Source organism: Nitrosomonas oligotropha, assembly GCF_900106555.1.
Classification (GTDB): domain Bacteria; phylum Pseudomonadota; class Gammaproteobacteria; order Burkholderiales; family Nitrosomonadaceae; genus Nitrosomonas; species Nitrosomonas oligotropha_A.
This window is the reverse complement of sequence record NZ_FNOE01000003.1, coordinates 1-19595: the sequence shown is the minus strand read 5'-3', so window position 1 is coordinate 19595 and position 19595 is coordinate 1. Positions and strand designations below refer to the sequence as shown.

Here is a 19595-nt window from a genome sequence, read left to right as displayed (position 1 = left end):
GTTATTCCGGATTAAAACGGCAATTGCGCATCGGGCTTGGCTTGCAGAATATTGCGGCGGAAATCTTCCTGGATACGTTTCAAGGCTGCGTCATTATCGGCTTCAAAGCGCAAGACCACTACCGGTGTGGTGTTGGAAGCGCGCGCCAGTCCGAAACCGTCGGGGTATTCCACCCGTAGACCGTCGGTGGTGATGACTTGCTGCGGGTTATCGAACACGGCGTTTTTCTGCAATTGCACAATCAGTGCGTGATTTTCGCCTTCTACCGTGCGTACTTGCAATTCCGGTGTGTTGAGGCTGTCGGGCAGGTTATTCAGCGTAGCGGTGATATCCCGTTCGCGGCTCAGCAGCTCCAGCAACCGCGCACCGGCGTATAAACCGTCGTCAAAGCCATACCAGCGTTCTTTAAAAAACAAATGACCGCTCATTTCCCCGGCTAACAAAGCTTTTTCCTCGATGAGCTTGGATTTGATGAACGAATGCCCGGTTTTCCACATGACCGGCATGCCGCCGTGCTGGCGGATCCATGGCGCCAGATTGCGCGTGCATTTCACGTCGAAAATGATTTTTCCACCGGGATTGCGCGACAACACATCAGCGGCAAACAGCATCAGTTGGCGATCAGCGTTGATGATATGGCCACCCTTGGTGACGATGCCGAGCCGGTCGCCGTCGCCATCAAATGCCAAGCCGATTTCCGCATCGGTCGTTTTTAACGCTTGAATGACATCGTTCAAATTCTCGGGCACCGACGGATCGGGGTGGTGATTGGGGAAAGTGCCGTCCACGTCGCAGAACAGCTCGCTCACTTGGCAACCCAATTCGCGATAGAGCGCCGGTGCATACGCACCCGCCACTCCGTTGCCGCAATCGACCACGATTTTGAGCGGACGGGCCAATTTGATATCGCCGGTGATTCGCGTGCGATACGCATCGGCGATCGCGTGTTCGGAATAGTTGCCCGCGCCGTGAGTCAGGTTGTTGTTTTCGATGCGTAAGCGCAGTGCTTGGATGGTGTCCGCCGCCAAGGTTTGTCCGCCGAGTACGATTTTGAAGCCATTGTATTCGGGCGGATTATGACTGCCGGTGACCATCACGCCGGAATATTGACACAATTCGTGCGCGGCGAAATACAACATCGGTGTCGCCACCATGCCGACATCGACGACATCGATGCCGCTTTTGCGGATGCCGCGCGCCAATGCTTGGGATAACTCGGTTCCGGATAACCGGCCATCGCGGCCGATGGCGATGGCGGTCAGATTCCTGGCGCGTGCTTCGGAGCCGATGGCGTGGCCGATTTTTTCTACGTTTTCCGCGGTGATCGTTTTGCCGACGATGCCGCGAATATCATAAGCCTTGAAAATTTCATGAGGAATGGCTTGCATAATCTAATCGATCCGGAAGAAAGGTTGTTGATAATACGTGACAAATCGTAACTGATCTAATGACAATTTATCATCGGAACGCAAGTTTCCGCAGAAATTAACCGGTTACATTAGTGATGCCCAGCAACCGCGCCGCCTTTCAGGGTGTAATGCGTGCCGCAGTATGGGCACAGCGCTTCGCCGGTAGCTTCGATGGGCAGGAATACGCGCGGATGGGAATTCCATAACAGCATTGCCGGGGTCGGACAGTGTAATGGCAGATCGTCGGCGGTAACTTCGATTTCCCGAGTTTTATTATTGCTTTGTTGATTCATAGAAAATAACTCCAAAATAGCGGTATTAAACTAAAGTGAGCCAATCGGTGTGATTTTTGGCCCGGCCTTTAACGCAATCAAAGAATAGGGTTTGCAGCTGCGCGGTAACCGGTCCGCGTTTGCCCGGCCCAATAATACGGTTATCCAATTCGCGGATCGGTGTGATTTCAGCTGCGGTGCCGGTGAAGAATGCCTCATCGGCACAATAAATTTCATCGCGCGTAATGCGTTTCTCAATCACGGGAATACCAAGTTCCGCTGCTAATTCGATAATCGAAGCGCGTGTGATGCCTTCCAGGCAGGAGGTTAAGTCCGGCGTGTACAGTTTGCCTTGTTTGACGATGAAAATATTTTCTCCCGAACCTTCGGCCACATAGCCTTCCACATCCAGCAGTAAGGCTTCGTCGTAACCGTTCAGCGCTACTTCCTGGTTGGCCAGAATCGAATTGGCGTAGGTCGTGACCGATTTGGCGCGGCACATGTTGATGTTGACATGATGCCGGGTAAAAGACGAAGTTTTTACGCGGATGCCGTTTTCCAGCGCTTCCGGTCCCAGATAAGTTCCCCATGACCAAGCGGCGATGGCGACATGCACCGATAGTGTTCGGGCGGAGAGTCCCATCGCTTCGGCGCCATAAAACGCGATTGGGCGGATATACGCGGACGACAGTTTGTTTTGTTTCACCACATCGCGCTGCGCTTGCATGATGGTGGCCTTGTCGTACGGTATTTTCATCATGAAAATATGCGCCGAATTGAATAAGCGATCGGTATGTTCCTGCAACCGGAAAATCGCCGCGCCCTGCGCAGTTTCATACGCGCGTAATCCTTCAAAAACACCCAAACCATAATGCAACGTGTGCGTTAGTACATGCGTATTGGCATCCCGCCAGGGAACCATTTTCCCGTCATACCAGATTACACCGTCACGGTCAGCCATTGACATTCAGGAACTCCCGATAAAATTCTGAAAAGCCGTATTCTAACTTATTTTTGATGCGACGTTGAAACATGCCCATCCCTGAGACAGCGAATATCTGGACTCAGGTGAGACAATTTGCCGCATTGCTAATGGCAAGGTTCCACCTGATAATCTTAAGCCATTGCATGGACGGTAATTTTTGAATCAATAGCGCATCGCCTCGGTTTTGCTTTAACTTCTCCAATTACTCGCAGATCTACTTCACCACGTCCGATCCAATCACTACTGTAGCGCATTGGAGGCGCTTATTACTATGTTACTAAAATCAGCGATTCATAGTGTATTACCCGTAATTATGCTGTTAGGGGTTATTCAACCCGATGCGTTCGCGCATACGGTGATCGATCCGCCGCAAGTTACGGAGGGCAAACAATCGAATAATCACACGGTGATTACTCACGGTTGCGGCGATGCGGCTGTCATCGGTCAGAGTGTTGTCATACCGGACGGGATCAGTTCTTCCATCGTGGCCAATGGCAATCCACATGCCGGTCCCCTCAGCGATTTCTTGCAGAATTGGGGAGGAATTATATTTGTGCAGGATCGCTCATTATTTAGTGAGCAGGATCGAAAAACCGATGCGAATGGAAATACGATCGGATTCTGGTTTGGCGGTGGCCAAACGGTGGCATCGTATGCTTGGGGACGCATTCCATTCGTGTCGAAAGCAGTGTTGTTTGTGCCGGAATCCTGCGCCAAGACGGTGCGGTTTGCTATCGCAGTGGCTGACATTTGCAAGATAACCAATATCAGTGATATGAACGGAGCGGATACGGTTAATTTCTGGACTCCCGCTGTCGGATCGAAGTACGACGGCACACCGGGAGATCACGCCTATGATTTTCCAGTGTATTTCACGATCAACCGGGATTTGGAAACAAATCCACTGCCAGAATCCTGTGGAGCAGGCCTGCAGGTGACGATAAAACCGTCCGCCGCCCAGATCGATCGTGATATGCCCATCATTTTTAACGGTACACAAGTGTGGCCGCAGCCTTGATCCATCATCATCGCATCGTATAAATTTAAGGAATTAACACTATGGCGCTACCCGTTCAACAAGAAACTGTAATTCTTCAATTGACACAGGCTATGTTCAATGCAGCTCCAGGCGCGATTTATCTGGAAGCACTCGTCACTCAGGTAGAGGCCGGTCAATCATTAGCCGATCTAGCCCAATCTTTGATGGGCAGTACATTATTTTTTGGCAAGAATTATGCAACGGATCTGACCCCGGAAGCGTTCGCAGAGGCCTTTATTCAGGATTTGATCGGCGATAACGCCACTCCAGAGAGCAAAGCCCTAGCCATTGATTACGTTACCGGAAAAATGGCTGCCGGAGCAACGCAAGGCGAAGTCATCGCCGATGTAACCGGCATACTGTCAGCCTTTCCGGCAACCGACCCGGTTTGGGGAGCAGCCGCATTAGCGTACAACACAGGGAATGCGGCAAAAATTATCGATCATCTGGTGGGAAACACGGTGTCAGCCAGTGACAAAACCATCGCGATCGATTATATCCATGCACAAATGGGTGCCGGGCAGACTTTCGGCGCAACGGTCGCGGATCTCTTAAGCGTGCTGGATGTTATGGATCATGCTGATCCTGTCTGGGGTAATGCAGCAGCGCAATTTGATAACCGCATTGAAGTATCGCGTTATTACTCGATCGAAAAAGCTGGTGCTGCGACAGACTTAGCAACGCTTCAGCAAGTTCTCACAGGGATAACTCCGGATGTGGCCACAGTTGCGACGGCCAAGGCCGCGGTAGACAATCTGCTCGACAATCCGGTCATCGATCTGGCGCTGCTTGATGGCGCAAATGGTTTCAAGTTGAATGGCGTGATCGGCAGTGATGACACAGGCGAGTCGGTAGGCAGTGCGGGTGATATCAATGGCGATGGTTTTGATGACCTGATCGTTGGCGCACCGCATAATTTTGACGATTTCTACTCTGGCGCCAGCTTTGTGGTATTTGGTAAAGCTTCGGGTTTTGACCCAGCGATCTCTTTATCCAGCCTGAATGGCACGAACGGATTCCGCCTCAACGGCGTCGCAGGCGGGGATGCCGCAGGTAATGCGGTGAGTAGTGCCGGCGACATCAATGGGGACGGCTTTGATGATCTGTTGATCGGCGCGCCGATCTCCGATGTGCCAAAAAATGATACGGGATACACCTACGTCGTATTCGGTAAATCTTCAGGTTTCAGCGCGACGATGGAATTATCGAGTCTGAATGGCAGTGACGGTTTCCGTATGCATCTTGATAAAGCCGACCAGCTTTTAGGCTGGTCTGTCAGCGGTGCGGGAGATGTCAATGGTGATCATATCGACGACTTGATTATTGGCGCACCGATTGGCGAACGCGGCTACGTTGTTTTTGGCAAGACTTCCGGTTTCGATTCGCAATTGGATTTAGCCAGCTTGGATGGCAGTAACGGTTTCCAAATGAATGGCTTGGAAGCTGGCGCGCAGTTTGGCAATGGCGTGAGTGCCGGGGACATCAACGGTGATGGTATTAACGACTTGATCGTCGGTTCCTACTACGGAGGAAGCGGCACCAGTTATGTGATTTTTGGAAAATCATCGGGTTTTGACGCCATACTGGATTTATCCGCCTTGGATGGCAGTAACGGTTTCAGTGTGGAAGGCGCAGCGGAAGGGGATGAGGCGGGCTACTCGATCGACAATGCGGGGGATGTCAACGGTGATGGATTTGACGATGTGATCATCGGCGCCCGGTCCGCGGGCATCGATGGTAAAGCATCTGGTGCTGCTTACGTTGTGTTTGGCAAGGCTGATGGCTTTGAAGCCACATTGAGTTTATCCAGCTTGGATGGCAGCAATGGCTTCCGTCTTGAAGGCGTGGCGGAAGGCGACAAAGCCGGTAGATCGGTGAGCACTGCTGGAGATTTTAATGGCGATGGATTTGCTGATGTGCTGGTCGGTGCTGTCGGTTCTGATGCGAACGGTGTGGATTCGGGCGCCGCGTATGTTGTATTCGGTAAAGCTTCGGGGTTTAGCGCTTCGCTGAACTTATCCAATTTAAGCAATACCGACGGCTTTGCCTTGCGTGGATTGGCGGCTGGTAATTCATTGGGCAAATCGGTCAGTAGCGCGGGAGACCTCAACAACGATGGTTTTGATGATTTGATCATTGGCGCTTCTTCGGCTAACGGCGATGCTTTCAATTCTGGCGCGGCTTATGTGATATTCGGTCATAGTTTCGCCAGTGCGGCAGCTGCTAAAACTGTTGCAACCGATAGTCATGATGCGACTGGTCAGGACGCGGCGCTACTGTTAACCGGGGTTAATGCGGCGATGGATTTGATATGAACGCGTGTTTCACAGCATACCCATGATTTGCACCAATTCAATGAAGCATTGCGTTTTTTATGACCACTAACGAAATTCCGGTCACGGCAACGCTGGAAATCACAACCTCACGCCAACTGCTGTCGTGGTTGGCGGAGCAAAAGATTTCTATCGCGCTGACGACATACCAGATTGGCAAACTGTATTTTATCGGCTTGAAACCCGACAATGCGCTTTCAGTGTTTGAACGCAGTTTTAACCGCTGCATGGGACTGTGCACGACAGCGAATGGTTTGTATATGAGCAGTCTGTATCAGATCTGGCGCTTTGAAAATGTCTTCGAACCTGGACAGCAGCAGGATGGTTACGACCGGCTGTACGTACCGCAAGTGGGTTACACCACCGGCGATCTGGATATTCACGACATAGCCGTGGATAGTCATGGCCGGTTGGTGTTCGTCAACACGTTGTTTGGTTGCTTGGCGGCATTGAGTGAAGCGCATAGCTTTAAACCGCTGTGGCAACCCGCGTTCATCAGCAAGCTGGCGGCGGAAGATCGCTGCCACCTGAATGGTTTGGCGATGCGGGATGGTGAACCGGCGTATGTCACCGCGGTTGGCCGTTCCGATGTCGCCGATGGCTGGCGTGAGCATCGTGCCGATGGCGGTGTGGTCATCAGTGTAAATACTAACGAGATCGTGTGTTCCGGGTTGTCGATGCCACATTCCCCGCGTTGGCATAACGGCAAGTTATGGCTGCTTAATTCCGGTACCGGGGATTTTGGCTATGTCGATCCGCAAACGGGACAGTTTGAACCGGTTTGTTTTTGTCCCGGCTATATGCGCGGACTCAGCTTTCACGGTGATTTCGCCTTAATTGGAATCTCCAAACCACGTCACAATAAAACTTTCAGCGGCTTAGCGCTGGATGCGAATCTTAAATCACGCAATGCCGAAGCGCGCTGCGGCGTTCAGATCGTGGATTTGCGCACGGGTGATGTAGTGCATTGGCTGCGCATGGAAGGCGTAGTTGAAGAACTGTACGATGTTGTTGTACTGCCGGGTGTGCGGCGTCCGATGGCGTTGGGCTTCAAAACCGATGAAATTCGCCGGATATTGAGTATTGAAGTTTAGTTCTGCGGCGGGTGTTGAAAAGCTTGTTTGAAATAATCATCAAATTTTGACCGGACATTGCGCGGATTTTGCACGATTTCCCCGATCAGTTGAAAAAGCCGGTAATTTTCTGTATTCAGCAGCCGGTGCTGTTTGATCATCTTGAGGGTGTGCGGTCCTTCGCCTGAAATACCATCCGTTTCTTCTCGTGCCAGTTTGCGTCCCAATTCATGATGATGCGAACTTTCGCTGGTAGCGGTGGTGATCAAATCCCCCAATCCCGCCAAGTGATACGAGCTGTCGGCTTGACCGCCCATGACCTGCGTGATTTGATTTAATTCTTGCAGAACCGCCGTTGCCAGATAGCCGCGCACGTTATCACCAAGTTGGAGTTCATCAGCCATGCCGAACGCCATCGCGTACACATTTTTTAATATCACCGGCCAGCTGATACCAGCGATGTCAAACGTGTGCTCGATATACAGCCTGGTGTGATTAAAACACCCTTGGATGGCATGAAATGCGGCAAGATCGTGGCAGCCCAATTGCGCAAATGCGTACCGGCCTGCGCGGATTTCCTCGGAAATCATCGGGCCATACAGAAGCGCGTACGGTTGATGCGCAGGCAGGTTTTCCGCAAAAATTTGCGCTGCGGTTTTGCCGGATTCATCGAGTCCCTTGGCGATGCTGACGCATGAGCCGTTTCTTTTCAGTAACGGTGCGATGCGTTGAGTTACTTCGCGGTGCGGATTGACAGGCAGACAGAACAATACGATGTCTGCAAGCGGCGCGCTTTGTTCCAACATAGTGTATGGGTAGTTACGCTGCGGAAATTGCTCCCAAATCGCGAATGTGTGCCGGTCCTTGAGCAGATATTCCATCGCATGACCCATTTCACCGTGACCGAGGATGAGAATATGTAATGATGATGTCATAAATTAAATTGATACTTTTGGGTAGTTTTTGCTGCTATTGCTCGAGTGCGGCAATTTACCGCATTGCTAACGATTACATTTTCATGAACAATGAATTGAGTAAGCCAAGTGAATAGTTGATATTTCTGTCCGTTTTTGATGAATCTTTATTAAGTAAAACACAAACTGCCTTACCCCTATGATCGCACAAAAAATTAACGCAACCCATGCATTGAAAAATCAACGCATGGCGCTTACCCTTCAACAACAAACTTCCATTCTTCAACTCATGCTGGCTATGTTTAAGACTGCGCCAGGTGCGTCGAATCTGATGTCTCTAGGCTCGCTGCTGCAGGGCGGCCAATCCTTGGCAAGTCTGGCGCAATCGCTGACGGAAAGCTCTCTATTCTTTGATCGGCAGTATGCAGCGTACTTGAAGCCGGATGAATTTGCAGTCAAGTTTGTTCACGATTTGGTTGGCGACCGCGTGTCGATTAGCGATAAAAGCCTAGTCGTTGATTACTTGACGCACCGGATGATCGCCGGCGCTACGCAAGGAGAGCTGATCGCAGAACTCATGAGTACTTTATCGCCCATCCCGGCTTCGAATCTGAATTGGGGTAAAGCCGCCTCGCATCACAATACCCGGAATGCAACCAAAGTCGTAACGCATCTGCTCGGAAGCACCTTTACACCAGCCAATATTGCGGTAGTGGTCGATTATCTGTTGGCGCAAATGGCGGCCGGTAAAACGTTCGGTGAAATGATCGTGTGGGCTATCGATACCGTGATTGGCGTTGATCATGACAATGTCGTATGGGGAAAAGCGGCCGTGCTTTTCAACAATCGCATTGAAGTTTCAAAATATTATTCGGTCGATAAAGCCGGTACTGCGATCGATAGGGTAGCTATGCGGCAGATTTTGGCGAAAGTGACGGTTGATACCGAAACGGTTACCGCTGCCAAAATGACCATCGACCACTTACTGTGTAATGACAGCGGTTTTTCCAATGATGCTGTTGATGACTTTCAACTCGATAAGATACTGGTTATTAAGAAGAATAACGTATTGCCCATACCGCAGGGAACAGCAAAACGGATCGAACTGATGGTTTAATCAAGTTTACTGCGGGAAACTTCCAACACGAATTAATCCGGAATTAACTTACTTTTCCAGCGAAGAAAAGAATTTTTCGGTTCAAACTTTGGTACTATTTGCACACAGCATTCCGCTCGAAAGAGTGCTGTCTGATCGGTTGCTATAAGGTAAATAGTCCATGCCGCGTATCCAAGCAGTATTTCAAAATGCGCAAGGCGAATCGTTATCCGGTTTGCTGGAAATGCCATCTGGCGCGATTAAATCGTACGCGCTCTTTGCTCACTGTTTTACCTGCTCCAAAGATAATCCCGCAGCTGCGCGGATTGCGCTCGCATTGGCGGATCGCGGCATTGCGGTATTGCGTTTCGATTTTACCGGCCTTGGTAATAGCCAAGGCGATTTCTCAAATACCAATTTCTCTTCCAATCTACAGGATTTGTTAGCCGCTGCGCGCTACCTGGAGCAACATTACGCTGCGCCCGCGCTTTTAATCGGACACAGCCTAGGCGGCGCTGCTGTACTCGCGGTAGCGCAAGACTTGCCGCAGGTCAATGCGGTGATCACCATCGGCGCACCGGCAACAGCGGCGCATGTCAAACATTTGTTTGCCGATTCGTATCGGGAATTGCAGAATCAACCATCCGTACAGGTCGAGTTAGCTGGAAGAAGCTTTAAGATCCAGCGTCAATTTATTGATGACTTGGAGAAATATAATTCAGTTGCGCATATCGGTGCGTTAAAAAAGGCATTGTTGATATTTCATTCGCCGGTTGACAAAGTCGTTTCTATTGATGAAGCGGGGCGCATTTTTGCCGCGGCCAAACATCCGAAAAGTTTCGTCTCTCTTGATCATGCCGATCATTTGCTGTCCGATCCGGAAGATTCTCATTATGTCGCGGAAGTTTTGTCGGCTTGGGCCAGCCGTTACTTGAAAACGGATCCAGTTCCGGTTAAAACAGACGATGCGCTCCGGCCAACCGTTGAGCCGGGTAGTGTGATCGTGCGGGAATGCGATAAAAAATTTACGCGTGAGATTTTGACACCGCACCACCGGCTGATCAGCGATGAGCCAATCGCACTGGGTGGCGCGGATCTTGGATTCAATCCCTACGAGTTATTACTCGCTGCGCTGGGTAGCTGCACTTCGATGACGCTGCGCATGTATGCGAACCACAAACAAATAGACTTGCAAGACATTACTGTGGAACTGCATCACAGCCGGGTTCACGCCGAAGACTGTAGCGGTTGTGAGAAGCAAAAAACACAAATTGATGTCATTACGCGCACAATTCAATTACACGGTAATCTGAGCGATCAACAGCGAGCGCGATTGCTGGAAATTGCCAATCAATGTCCGGTACATAAAACTTTGCAAAACAAGATTCGGATAGATACTAACCTGATAGATTAACTTCACTATGCAATCAGATGATACTATAGAGAAATATCGTGTTGATAAATGGCTGTTTGCGGCGCGGTTTTTTAAGACGCGCTCGTTGGCGGCCGAAGCGATTGATCGCGGCCGGGTTACGGTGAATGGCCAGCGGATAAAGCCTGCCAAAATACTCGTAGTAGGGGATATGCTGACAATTCGCATTGATAATTATCAATATGATATTGAAGTATTGGGATTATCGAATAAAAGAGGATCTGCCACAGTGGCGCAGCAGCTGTACCGGGAAACCGAAGAAAGCAAGCAACAGCGAGAATTGCTGGCAGCTCGCTTAAAAGCACAACCACCGCCATTGCATATCAAAGGACGGCCAACCAAACGTGACCGCCGCGTCATTGAGCGCTTCATTTCCAACCACGACGAATTTTAAGAATCCAGCGAAAAATCATGAGTAACGACACATTCAATTTAGGCAAAGAACAACTGATGCAACAATCCTTTGTGCAAATGGACAAGCATTTGCAAGGCGCGAGTTACACACCGGCACAAAAGCTGGCATTAACTTGCCGGATTTTGTTCGATAATGGCCACGATTCCGGCTTGGCCGGACAAATTACCACGCGCGGCGAGCAGCCGGGCACTTACTTGACGCAACGGCTGGGCTTCGGGTTTGACGAAACCTGCGCGAGCAATTTGTTACTCGTCAATGAAGATCTGGAAGTTTTGCAAGGCGATGGCATGGCTAATCCGGCCAATCGTTTTCATTCCTGGCTGTATCGCGCCCGGCCCGATGTGCAATGCATCATCCATACGCATGCCGTACATACCGCCGCGCTCAGCATGCTCGAAGCACCGCTGGAAATTTCGCACATGGATAATTGCGTGTTGTACGACGACGTGGCTTTCCTGCCAAAGTGGCCGGGCGTACCGGTGGGTAACGAAGAGGGTGAATTGATTGCTCAATCCATCGGCAATAAACATGCTTTACTGCTGGCACACCACGGCTTGTTGATCGCCAGTTCCAGCATTGAAGAAGGTTGTATTTTGGCGCTTGCTTTTGAACGGGCGGCACGCATGCAGTTGCTGGCGGCACCCGCCGGAAAAATCCAACCGATAGATCCCGCTTTAGGCAGGGAAGCGCGAGACTGGATTCTGCGCGGCCAACGCAGCGCAGTCACCTTTGCTTATTACGCACGGCGCACTTTGAGAAAAGGCGCGGATTGTTTGCAATAGATTGCATGTTATTGGTGTGCCGCTTCACTTTGGCGCTATGATGGATTGAATACCTCTATAAAAGCCCTGCAATCCTACCGTTAACCGTCTCACTAAAAAGTGCACAATATGCAAAATCCATTCTGTAGCTTGATTTCTTAATCTGTGGAACCGGAGCATTCAGAAGTAATCAAAATGATTATTGGTGATTGATTTGTATCATGAATATTAGTGGGATAGGTTTCTTTTCTACTTTTTATATTGAGCCCTATGATAAAAAAAGTGCAAGCAAGTGAAGTCCGGCTGGGAATGTATATCCATGAACTCCGCGGTAATTGGCTGGAACATCCTTTCTGGAGAAAATCGTTTAAGCTGGCGCAGCAGAAAGACTTGGATAAGCTTGTCAACTGCGATTTGGATGAAATATGGATCGATACCGCTAAGGGGCTTGATGTGGCTCCCGATGAAACCGGTCTGGTGAAAAACCTAAAGTCTGCCAATAATGTTACTCCTGTAAATAAAATCGCTACGGATGGATCACCCCCACCACCATCACCACCGGTAAAGAAACAGGTTGCACGCGTTTCAGTCGAAGAAGAACTGGATAATGCTAAAAAAATTCAGAAAAAAACCAAAGATGCAGTCACTTCAATGTTCAGCGATGTGCGTATGGGTAAAGCGCTTGAAATCGAAGGTGCGGAATCCCTGGTAGAGGAGATCAATCAATCGATGGAGCGCAATCCGAACGCGTTGCTCACATTGATCCGGCTGAAGAATGTCAACGAATATACCTATATGCATTCGGTTGCAGTTTGCATGTTGATGGTAGCGCTGGGAAAGCAGATGGGGCTGGATGAAGCGCAAATCAAACAAGCGGGCACAGCCGGATTGTTGCACGACATCGGGAAAATGTTGATTCCGGATGAAGTGCTGAATAAGCCGGGAAAATTGACGGATGAAGAATTTGCCGTCATGAAAAGTCATCCGGAGCGCGGCTGGGAAATTTTAAAGTCTTGTTATCAAGTCCATGAGACGACTTTGGATGTGTGCTTACATCATCACGAGCGTGTCGATGGCAAGGGTTATCCGGAAAAATTATCTAGTGATGCGCTGACATTGTTTGCACGCATGGGCGCGGTTTGTGACGTTTACGACGCCATCTCGTCGGATCGTTGTTACAAGCCGGCTTGGTCTCCGGCCGAGTCGATCCGCAAAATGGCTTCCTGGAAAGACGGTCATTTTGACGAAACTATTTTTCAAGCTTTTGTGAAAACCATTGGTATTTACCCAAGCGGTACCTTGCTAAAACTGAAATCCGGGCGCTTATGTGTGGTGATGGAACAATCCACAAAAAAATTAACCACGCCGATCGTCAAGACTTTCTTTTCGACACGTGCCAATGCGCATATTCCAGTTGAAATTCTGGATCTGTCGAAAGGCACGGATGTTATCGAAAGTATTGAAGAACCAACGAAATGGGGTTTCGATATTAATAAACTCCAAGGAATTTGAAATCAACTCGTGTGTTTTAATTTGTGAGTACGACAAGTATTTTTTATAATACCTAATGATTAACAATAGCTTAAGAAGAAAAGATAAAGTCAATAATGAATAAATGTCAGAGTATAAGTACTGCAATATTGTTTTTAATTATGCTGGCATCGCCCCATGTCATCGCGGATGCGGTGACTGATTGGAATCAACGCGCCGGCGATATCGTTGTCAATGCGAACATCGGACCACTTCCTGCCGAACGAGCGTTAGCGATTGTACAAACATCCGTATACGAAGCTGTTAATGCAATTACCCAACGCTATTCAATCAGCGATGTAAAACTGCAAGCTGGGCCAGGCGCATCCATAGAAGCGGCGGTAGCAGCAGCTAACCGCACAGCATTGATAAAGCTCGTGCCATCCCGGCAAACAGAGATTGATAGCGTTTACCATGCGGCACTGACAGCCATCGCCGATGAAGCAGCAAAAATGCGTGGTATTGCGGTCGGTGAGGACGCGGCGGCAGCGGTTTTGGCGCTACGCATCGACGATGGCGCAACCGCCAATGAATCTTACCGTCCTTACACACAGGCCGGGGTATATGTACCGACAGTGCTACCCGAAGCGCCGCAATGGATGTACCGCAAACCTTGGTTAATGACTCAGCCATCGCAATTTCGCCCAGGACCGCCGCCGGGATTGGAGAGCGAATTATGGGCGCGCGATTTCAACGAAGTAAAAGCGCTGGGCAGTAAAAACAGTCAGCAACGAAGTGCTGAGCAAACTGAAATTGCCCGGTTTTGGGAAGAGGTCATGCCACCGATTTATCATGGCATCGTACGCTCGGTCGCCAACATGCCCGGAAGAGAAATTACACAAAATGCGCGCTTGTTTGCCGCAGTGACACAGGCTTCTGACGATGCGCTGATTGCCGTATTCGATGCCAAATATCACTACGGTTTTTGGCGGCCGGTAACCGCAATCCGTAATGCGGATATCGACGGCAATGATGCGACTGAACGAGACCCATCGTGGATACCGTTTATCGATACACCGATGCATCCGGAATATCCTTGCGCGCATTGTATTGTTTCCGGCGCAGTGGGTACGGTACTGCAAGCAGAAATCGGCGATGGCCAGACTCCGCTGTTAACAACCACCAGCAAAGCAGCGGGTGGCGTGGCGCGTAGCTGGACGAAGTTAGATGATTTTATGCAGGAAGTCGCCAGTGCGCGTATTTACGATGGTGTACATTACCGCAATTCTGGTAAAGTTGGCTCTGAAATGGGCAAACAGATTGCCCAATTGTCCGTGAAGAAATATTTTTTGCGGAACAAATAGGTAAAAAAATTAAATTCTCCGGAAAATCAAATCCCATACGCCATGCCCAAGTTTGATTCCCCGTTGCTCAAACTTGGTCAATGGCCGATAATCCGGCCGTGGCGCATAGTCTGTTGCGGTATTGCCGAGCTGTGTTTCCTGGCTCAGTACATGCAATATTTGCTCAGCATAATCTTCCCAGTCGGTCGCTGCATGAATATACCCTCCCGGTTTCAGATGGTTGCATAAACGAGCGACTAAATCTGATTGGATTAATCTGCGTTTATGGTGTCTGGCTTTGGGCCAGGGGTCGGGGAAAAAAATATGAACACCATCCAGGCAGGCGGCCGGTAGCATGTGCTGCAAGACTTCTACGGCGTCATGCTGAATGATGCGTAAATTAGTCAATTCCAGTTGCTCGATTTGATTGAGCAAACTGCCTACGCCGGGCGTATGGACTTCAATACCCAGATAATCATTCTCCGGGTGCGATTGTGCGATAGTTGCAGTGCTTTCGCCCATACCGAATCCGATTTCCAGAATTTTAGGCGCTTCACGGCCAAAGATCTGATTGAGATCAAGCAGGTTTTCGCTAAATGGAATACCGTATTGCGGCAACAAGGTTTCACAGGCGCGGCGTTGCGCATTGGAAACACGCCCTTGACGAAGGACAAAGCTGCGGATGGTCTGCGGCATGGGTTAATGACGTGGCAATATAAAGCGGAATGGTTATTCGGATTTGCCGCCTGCCGGTTTTCCGGGAATTTTCTCAGTGCTGGCAATGACGCCTTCTGTCGGAGAGCTGGGACTGGCGCTATAGAGCTTTTTCGCCATGCGTCCGGCTAAATAGGCTTCGCGCCCGGCTTCGACAGCTTTGCGCATTGCCGACGCCATTAACACCGGATGTTGCGCTGCGGCAATCGCGGTGTTCATCAGAACACCGTCACAACCAAGTTCCATCGCGATGGTAGCATCAGATGCAGTGCCAACACCGGCATCAACCAGCACCGGGATTTTGGCATTGTCGATAATGATTTGCAGATTCCACGGATTCAAAATGCCCATGCCGGAACCGATCAACGAAGCCAGCGGCATCACGGCAACACAGCCCATGTCTTCCAGTTGCTTGGCGATGATCGGATCATCCGAGGTATAGACCATCACTTGAAAGTCCTCTTTGATGAGAATTTCCACAGCTTTCAGTGTTTCCACCATATTCGGATACAGCGTTTTAGGATCACCCAATACTTCCAGTTTGACCAGGCTATGACCGTCGAGTAATTCACGGGCCAGCCGCAACGTGCGCACTGCATCGTCGAGGGTGTAACAGCCTGCAGTATTGGGTAGCAGAGTATATTCGGAAGGCGGTAGCACATCCAGCAGATTGGGCTCACCGGCATTTTGCCCGATATTCGTGCGCCGGATCGCCACGGTAATGATTTCAGCGCCGCTCGCTTCAACCGCCGCGCGTGTTTCATTGAAATCCTTGTATTTACCTGTGCCGACCAGTAACCGGGATGAATAGGTTTTACCGGCAATAACTAAATTATCCATGAGATTCTTTTTATATCGATGTGTAGTGATTGAATAGCAGAACTTAACCGCCACCGACGGCGACGACAACTTCCAGCTGATCCCCATGAACCAGCATTTGTTGCGGAAACTGGCTACGCGGCACGATCTCGCCATTGCGTTCGATGGCAATCCGCTTGCCGTGCAAAGCCAGATGGTCGATCAGTTGTGCAACGTTAATCGGCGCTTCAAACTGCTGCGGTTGTCCATTAATAGTGAGTTGTATCATGGAAGAAAAAACTAGAATTGATATTTCAGATTAGCTGGATGAACAATCAAGAATCCGCTTGGATTTTATCATGTGGGGCGTGCAGTTTTGGAATAATTTATTCGAGCGATTAATCAAAATTCAAGATAAAAAAACTATGCAAGTCCGTTTGATTATGCATATCGAAAGAGTGAAATGAGGCATAAAAGTAGCTCAGCTCCTGAACGAATATCCATGAATTTGCAAGGTTTTCCGCCGATAATAAAACCCTATCGGCAAAAAAACATTTATTCGAACCGGTGTCATTTTGATCACTGGATTGAAACGAGAAATGTGTCTACAAAATAAAGCCATTCACGTAGAAATAATTTTAGGAGATTCTTATGTTGAAAGATATGACAGTGAAAACGGAGCTGATCATTGTGATCGGCCTTCTGTCAGTAATACTGATTGGTATCGGCGTGCTAGGCTTACATGGGATAAAACAATCGAACGAAGGATTGAGAACGGTTTATCAGGATCGCACGGTGACGGCTGTTGATCTGGCGACGATTAATGATATTTGGGAAGCTGTGCGTAAGAACGTTACCATTGCGACCAGCACAAAAAGCACGGAATTTGCGAAAGAAAAATCGGAAGAAACAGCAAAAACGATTAAAAGCGCCGAGGAAATCTGGGCAAGATTCATGGCGACTGAATTGACCACAGTGGAAGAGCAGCTCGCGCAAGAAAAACTGCGATTGCATGCAGCCTATGTAGCGGCAGTCAATAAAATATTCGCAATGACCATTGCCGGTGATTTCGATGGTGCGGCAAAGAACCTTAAAGACGAAGCGGAACCGCTGTTTTACCGCTTGCACGAAACCATTTACAGCATGATTACTTTGCAGGGCAAGGTTGCGGCCGAAGAGTATGAAAGCGCGGTAAGCGATTACAGCTCCATTTTCATGATTATGATTGCTACGATCAGCTCGAGCGTATTGCTTGCGTGTGCTCTGGGATACATTCTGCTGCGCGGTATTGTAAAACCGTTGAACGAAGCGATCACGATTGCCAATGCCGTTGCTGCAGGGGATTTATCCACCAGAATCGAACCCCGCTCTACGGTTAATGGATTTGGCCGCTTGATCAACGCGTTGAAAGCCATGAATGATAATCTGATCGATTTGGTAGGAAAAGTGCGAGTGGACGCCAATCTGATCCAAACATCCGCTGGTGAGATCGCATCGGGCAATTCGGACTTAAGCCAACGAACTGAAGAGCAGGCATCCAGTCTTGAGGAAACTGCATCTTCAATGGAAGAACTGACTTCGACCGTCAAGCAAAATGCGGATAATGCGCGCCAAGCTAATCAACTGGCTGCAGGCGCTTCCGAAGTCGCGGTGAGGGGAGGCGCGGTAGTGGGTCAGGTGGTGCAGACCATGAGTTCGATCAACGAAAGCTCGAAAAAAATTGTCGATATCATCAGTGTCATCGACGGTATCGCTTTCCAAACCAATATATTGGCACTCAATGCCGCAGTTGAAGCAGCGCGTGCCGGTGAGCAAGGCCGCGGATTTGCGGTGGTGGCTACTGAAGTTCGTACACTGGCACAGCGTTCCGCAACAGCAGCAAAAGAAATTAAGGAGCTGATCAATGATTCGGTAGCGAAAGTGGAAGTCGGCACGCGCCTGGTTGATGAAGCGGGCGACACGATGGATAAAGTCGTTACCGCAGTCAAACGCGTAACGGACATCATGAACGAGATTTCCGCCGCATCGCAGGAACAACATTCCGGAATTGAGCAGGTCAATCAAGCGGTCACCCAAATGGATGAAGTCACGCAGCAGAATGCAGCCTTGGTTGAACAAGCGGCATCCGCAGCTGAAACCATGCATGATCAGGCGCAAGCGCTCGCGCAAGCGGTCAGCGTATTCAAACTATCTGAAAGTAGCGGCGGTTCCAGCACTGCCAAGCCAGTCAAAAGAAGCAACCGGCCGGTTACAAAATTGCCAAATCGCGTTAAGGTGATAGCATCCGAGTCATCTGAACCACCTCGGAAGATAGCGGCCAACGGCGGTAATGACTGGGAAGAGTTCTAAGCGTGATTACTAGACAACCAGAAGTAGCAGGGTGGGTGGCGCAAAAAGAAGTATCTGGCAAACTCAAACGGTTACTGTAGGAAGTCGCATTCAAATGAAAACGCCTGTGCAATGCACCGGCGTTTTATCGAGCAAATTTGTAAAAAATAGAAACTATGTAGATTTCTCAGTACTTAAGTTTTTTAAAAAATCTTTAAGATGCTGAATTCTCTCTTTGGTTCTTGATTCTAAACAATATAGAGGATTAACACCAAGGTTTAAACAGTCTGAGTTTTTGAACCTGTTCCAATGCCTTTGAGAAGTTATAAAGTTTTCCTTATCTTCATCAGTAAGCTTCTCCACTAATTGTTTTTGAGTGTTTTTCAACTCTATCAATGCAGCTTGATACCGTTCCATTTCGGGATTTTGCGCATATGTTAAACTCGAAAGCGATAATCCAATACTGCCAAACAGAAAAACCAGTAGATATTTATAAGCAGTTCTTTGCATCTTTATTTCCTCCATTTTTGTGTCGCAAGTAAATTGCTTCGGAACCTGAATACTTTTTTTGTAAATATAACATAAGCAAAGCTCAATACAAAAGATGGATTGCTTCACGAAAAGTTCACAAATTGAGTTGTCGCTACGTTGGATCAACTCCCAAGGATCGGGTCACCAGCTAGCATGAGGCACATTCAAGGCAAAATCTGAAACGCTTTTCCAACCTTACCGTTGTACGAACTTTTCTTCGGTTTTTTCTTATTGCTGAGCTGGTTTATATTTTTGCTTGGAGTTGTCCCATTTTGACGGACATTTTTTCATGGAATCGAGAAGGTCTCGACCGGTAAAAGCGGATTAAAGTTTATCGCGATTTGATTATTCTCATTCAGTTTTCTCTCAAAATTGTTCGGTGATAAGTATCCCAGTCCGGAATGTCTGCGAGTGGGGTTGTACCAGACCTCAATCCAGGTGAATATGGCCAGCCTTGCTTCAGTTTTGTTTTTCCAGGAGCGCCTGTCGATCAGCTCACATTCCAGGGAAGCAAAAAAGCGCTCTGCCATTGCGTTATCATAGGCATCACCCCACTGCCCATGGAAAGGCGATCCCCCATCTCTTTGCATCGCTTGCCGAACTCAACGCTGGTATATTGACTGCCTTGATCGCTGTGGTGAATCACTTTGCCCGGTTTACGGGTGATTAATGCCATGTTCAA

Annotated in this window: 18 protein-coding genes and 1 pseudogene; 10 read left to right on the top strand and 9 right to left on the bottom strand. The window is 49.1% G+C overall.

Features of this window, described 5'->3' with window-relative positions; genetic code table 11:
• Window positions 1–11 precede the first annotated feature (11 nt).
• From BLU57_RS02570 to BLU57_RS02560, 3 genes are all read right to left on the bottom strand, one after another.
• The gene (locus BLU57_RS02570; protein ID WP_090315753.1) at window positions 12–1388 is read right to left on the bottom strand and encodes a phosphomannomutase/phosphoglucomutase; all 1377 of its coding nucleotides are present in this window, start codon (window positions 1386–1388) and stop codon (window positions 12–14) included.
• 110 nt (window positions 1389–1498) lie between these two features.
• A complete protein-coding gene (locus BLU57_RS02565) occupies window positions 1499–1702 on the bottom strand; it encodes a zinc-finger domain-containing protein (protein ID WP_090315750.1) in 204 nt (67 codons plus the stop codon).
• Between the two features lie 25 nt (window positions 1703–1727).
• Entirely contained in the window at window positions 1728–2648 is a 921-nt protein-coding gene (locus BLU57_RS02560) for a branched-chain amino acid transaminase (RefSeq protein ID WP_090315747.1), read from the bottom strand.
• Between the two features lie 289 nt (window positions 2649–2937).
• Between BLU57_RS02560 and BLU57_RS02555 the strand changes: the two genes are divergently transcribed.
• Genes BLU57_RS02555 through BLU57_RS02545 form a run of 3 tightly spaced genes read left to right on the top strand, consistent with a single transcriptional unit; the run spans window position 2938 to window position 7132 of the window.
• Window positions 2938–3684, top strand: coding sequence for a hypothetical protein (locus tag BLU57_RS02555; RefSeq protein ID WP_090315746.1), 747 nt, complete (start codon window positions 2938–2940; stop codon window positions 3682–3684).
• 41 nt (window positions 3685–3725) lie between these two features.
• Window positions 3726–6020, top strand: coding sequence for an integrin alpha (locus tag BLU57_RS02550; RefSeq protein ID WP_090315745.1), 2295 nt, complete (start codon window positions 3726–3728; stop codon window positions 6018–6020).
• A gap of 59 nt (window positions 6021–6079) precedes the next feature.
• The gene (locus tag BLU57_RS02545; protein WP_090315742.1) at window positions 6080–7132 is read left to right on the top strand and encodes a TIGR03032 family protein; all 1053 of its coding nucleotides are present in this window, start codon (window positions 6080–6082) and stop codon (window positions 7130–7132) included.
• Here the strand turns inward: BLU57_RS02545 and BLU57_RS02540 are convergent.
• Window positions 7129–8046 (bottom strand): hypothetical protein, encoded by a 918-nt coding sequence (locus BLU57_RS02540; RefSeq protein ID WP_090315740.1) that lies wholly within the window; start codon window positions 8044–8046, stop codon window positions 7129–7131. The two genes, BLU57_RS02545 and BLU57_RS02540, sit on opposite strands and share 4 nt — an antisense overlap.
• 178 nt (window positions 8047–8224) lie before the next feature.
• On the opposite strand from BLU57_RS02540, the gene BLU57_RS02535 reads away from it, so the two are divergent.
• The 6 genes from BLU57_RS02535 to BLU57_RS02510 all read left to right on the top strand — a co-directional run bounded on the left by BLU57_RS02535 (window position 8225) and on the right by BLU57_RS02510 (window position 14563).
• Window positions 8225–9142 (top strand): hypothetical protein, encoded by a 918-nt coding sequence (locus BLU57_RS02535; RefSeq protein ID WP_090315737.1) that lies wholly within the window; start codon window positions 8225–8227, stop codon window positions 9140–9142.
• Window positions 9143–9302: 160 nt separating this feature from the next.
• On the top strand, window positions 9303–10535 hold the full coding sequence (locus tag BLU57_RS02530; protein WP_090315734.1) for a bifunctional alpha/beta hydrolase/OsmC family protein: 1233 nt from the start codon (window positions 9303–9305) through the stop codon (window positions 10533–10535).
• A gap of 7 nt (window positions 10536–10542) precedes the next feature.
• On the top strand, window positions 10543–10947 hold the full coding sequence (locus BLU57_RS02525) for an RNA-binding S4 domain-containing protein (RefSeq protein WP_090315731.1): 405 nt from the start codon (window positions 10543–10545) through the stop codon (window positions 10945–10947).
• A gap of 17 nt (window positions 10948–10964) precedes the next feature.
• Window positions 10965–11750, top strand: a complete 786-nt coding sequence (locus tag BLU57_RS02520; protein ID WP_090315728.1) for an aldolase — start codon at window positions 10965–10967, stop codon at window positions 11748–11750.
• A gap of 249 nt (window positions 11751–11999) precedes the next feature.
• Window positions 12000–13241 (top strand): cyclic di-GMP phosphodiesterase, encoded by a 1242-nt coding sequence (locus BLU57_RS02515; RefSeq protein ID WP_090315726.1) that lies wholly within the window; start codon window positions 12000–12002, stop codon window positions 13239–13241.
• A 140-nt stretch (window positions 13242–13381) separates the two neighbouring features.
• Entirely contained in the window at window positions 13382–14563 is a 1182-nt protein-coding gene (locus tag BLU57_RS02510) for a vanadium-dependent haloperoxidase (protein ID WP_256206061.1), read from the top strand.
• A gap of 9 nt (window positions 14564–14572) precedes the next feature.
• Here the strand turns inward: BLU57_RS02510 and trmB are convergent, their stop codons facing one another.
• The 3 genes from trmB to thiS are packed head-to-tail and all read right to left on the bottom strand — an operon-like array spanning window position 14573 to window position 16343.
• Entirely contained in the window at window positions 14573–15238 is a 666-nt protein-coding gene (gene trmB / locus BLU57_RS02505) for a tRNA (guanosine(46)-N7)-methyltransferase TrmB (protein ID WP_090315721.1), read from the bottom strand.
• A 33-nt stretch (window positions 15239–15271) separates the two neighbouring features.
• Complete coding sequence (locus BLU57_RS02500) at window positions 15272–16096, bottom strand: thiazole synthase (protein WP_090315718.1); 825 nt, start codon at window positions 16094–16096, stop codon at window positions 15272–15274.
• Between the two features lie 43 nt (window positions 16097–16139).
• Window positions 16140–16343 carry a sulfur carrier protein ThiS gene (gene thiS / locus BLU57_RS02495; protein WP_090315716.1) on the bottom strand — a complete coding sequence of 68 codons (204 nt, stop codon included), beginning with the start codon at window positions 16341–16343 and terminating at the stop codon, window positions 16140–16142.
• A 362-nt stretch (window positions 16344–16705) separates the two neighbouring features.
• On the opposite strand from thiS, the gene BLU57_RS02490 reads away from it, so the two are divergent.
• Window positions 16706–18403 carry a methyl-accepting chemotaxis protein gene (locus BLU57_RS02490; protein ID WP_090315713.1) on the top strand — a complete coding sequence of 566 codons (1698 nt, stop codon included), beginning with the start codon at window positions 16706–16708 and terminating at the stop codon, window positions 18401–18403.
• A gap of 153 nt (window positions 18404–18556) precedes the next feature.
• Here BLU57_RS02490 and BLU57_RS02485 read toward each other — a convergent pair whose 3' ends face one another.
• Window positions 18557–18892, bottom strand: coding sequence for a lysozyme inhibitor LprI family protein (locus BLU57_RS02485; RefSeq protein ID WP_176776348.1), 336 nt, complete (start codon window positions 18890–18892; stop codon window positions 18557–18559).
• Window positions 18893–19200: 308 nt separating this feature from the next.
• Window positions 19201–19595 (bottom strand): annotated as a pseudogene (locus BLU57_RS02480) (integrase core domain-containing protein); the annotation flags it as partial.

Excerpts from the sequence above, each read along its gene's own strand:
- thiS (WP_090315716.1), bottom strand. The coding sequence starts at position 16,343 with ATGATACAACTCACTATTAATGGACAACCGCAGCAGTTTGAAGCGCCG.
- BLU57_RS02555 (WP_090315746.1), top strand. The coding sequence starts at position 2,938 with ATGTTACTAAAATCAGCGATTCATAGTGTATTACCCGTAATTATGCTG.
- BLU57_RS02485 (WP_176776348.1), bottom strand. The coding sequence starts at position 18,892 with ATGCAAAGAACTGCTTATAAATATCTACTGGTTTTTCTGTTTGGCAGT.
- BLU57_RS02535 (WP_090315737.1), top strand. The coding sequence starts at position 8,225 with ATGATCGCACAAAAAATTAACGCAACCCATGCATTGAAAAATCAACGC.
- BLU57_RS02565 (WP_090315750.1), bottom strand. The coding sequence starts at position 1,702 with ATGAATCAACAAAGCAATAATAAAACTCGGGAAATCGAAGTTACCGCC.
- BLU57_RS02515 (WP_090315726.1), top strand. The coding sequence starts at position 12,000 with ATGATAAAAAAAGTGCAAGCAAGTGAAGTCCGGCTGGGAATGTATATC.
- BLU57_RS02530 (WP_090315734.1), top strand. The coding sequence starts at position 9,303 with ATGCCGCGTATCCAAGCAGTATTTCAAAATGCGCAAGGCGAATCGTTA.
- BLU57_RS02500 (WP_090315718.1), bottom strand. The coding sequence starts at position 16,096 with ATGGATAATTTAGTTATTGCCGGTAAAACCTATTCATCCCGGTTACTG.
- BLU57_RS02525 (WP_090315731.1), top strand. The coding sequence starts at position 10,543 with ATGCAATCAGATGATACTATAGAGAAATATCGTGTTGATAAATGGCTG.
- BLU57_RS02550 (WP_090315745.1), top strand. The coding sequence starts at position 3,726 with ATGGCGCTACCCGTTCAACAAGAAACTGTAATTCTTCAATTGACACAG.
- BLU57_RS02510 (WP_256206061.1), top strand. The coding sequence starts at position 13,382 with ATGCTGGCATCGCCCCATGTCATCGCGGATGCGGTGACTGATTGGAAT.
- BLU57_RS02540 (WP_090315740.1), bottom strand. The coding sequence starts at position 8,046 with ATGACATCATCATTACATATTCTCATCCTCGGTCACGGTGAAATGGGT.
- trmB (WP_090315721.1), bottom strand. The coding sequence starts at position 15,238 with ATGCCGCAGACCATCCGCAGCTTTGTCCTTCGTCAAGGGCGTGTTTCC.
- BLU57_RS02520 (WP_090315728.1), top strand. The coding sequence starts at position 10,965 with ATGAGTAACGACACATTCAATTTAGGCAAAGAACAACTGATGCAACAA.
- BLU57_RS02570 (WP_090315753.1), bottom strand. The coding sequence starts at position 1,388 with ATGCAAGCCATTCCTCATGAAATTTTCAAGGCTTATGATATTCGCGGC.
- BLU57_RS02490 (WP_090315713.1), top strand. The coding sequence starts at position 16,706 with ATGTTGAAAGATATGACAGTGAAAACGGAGCTGATCATTGTGATCGGC.
- BLU57_RS02560 (WP_090315747.1), bottom strand. The coding sequence starts at position 2,648 with ATGTCAATGGCTGACCGTGACGGTGTAATCTGGTATGACGGGAAAATG.
- BLU57_RS02545 (WP_090315742.1), top strand. The coding sequence starts at position 6,080 with ATGACCACTAACGAAATTCCGGTCACGGCAACGCTGGAAATCACAACC.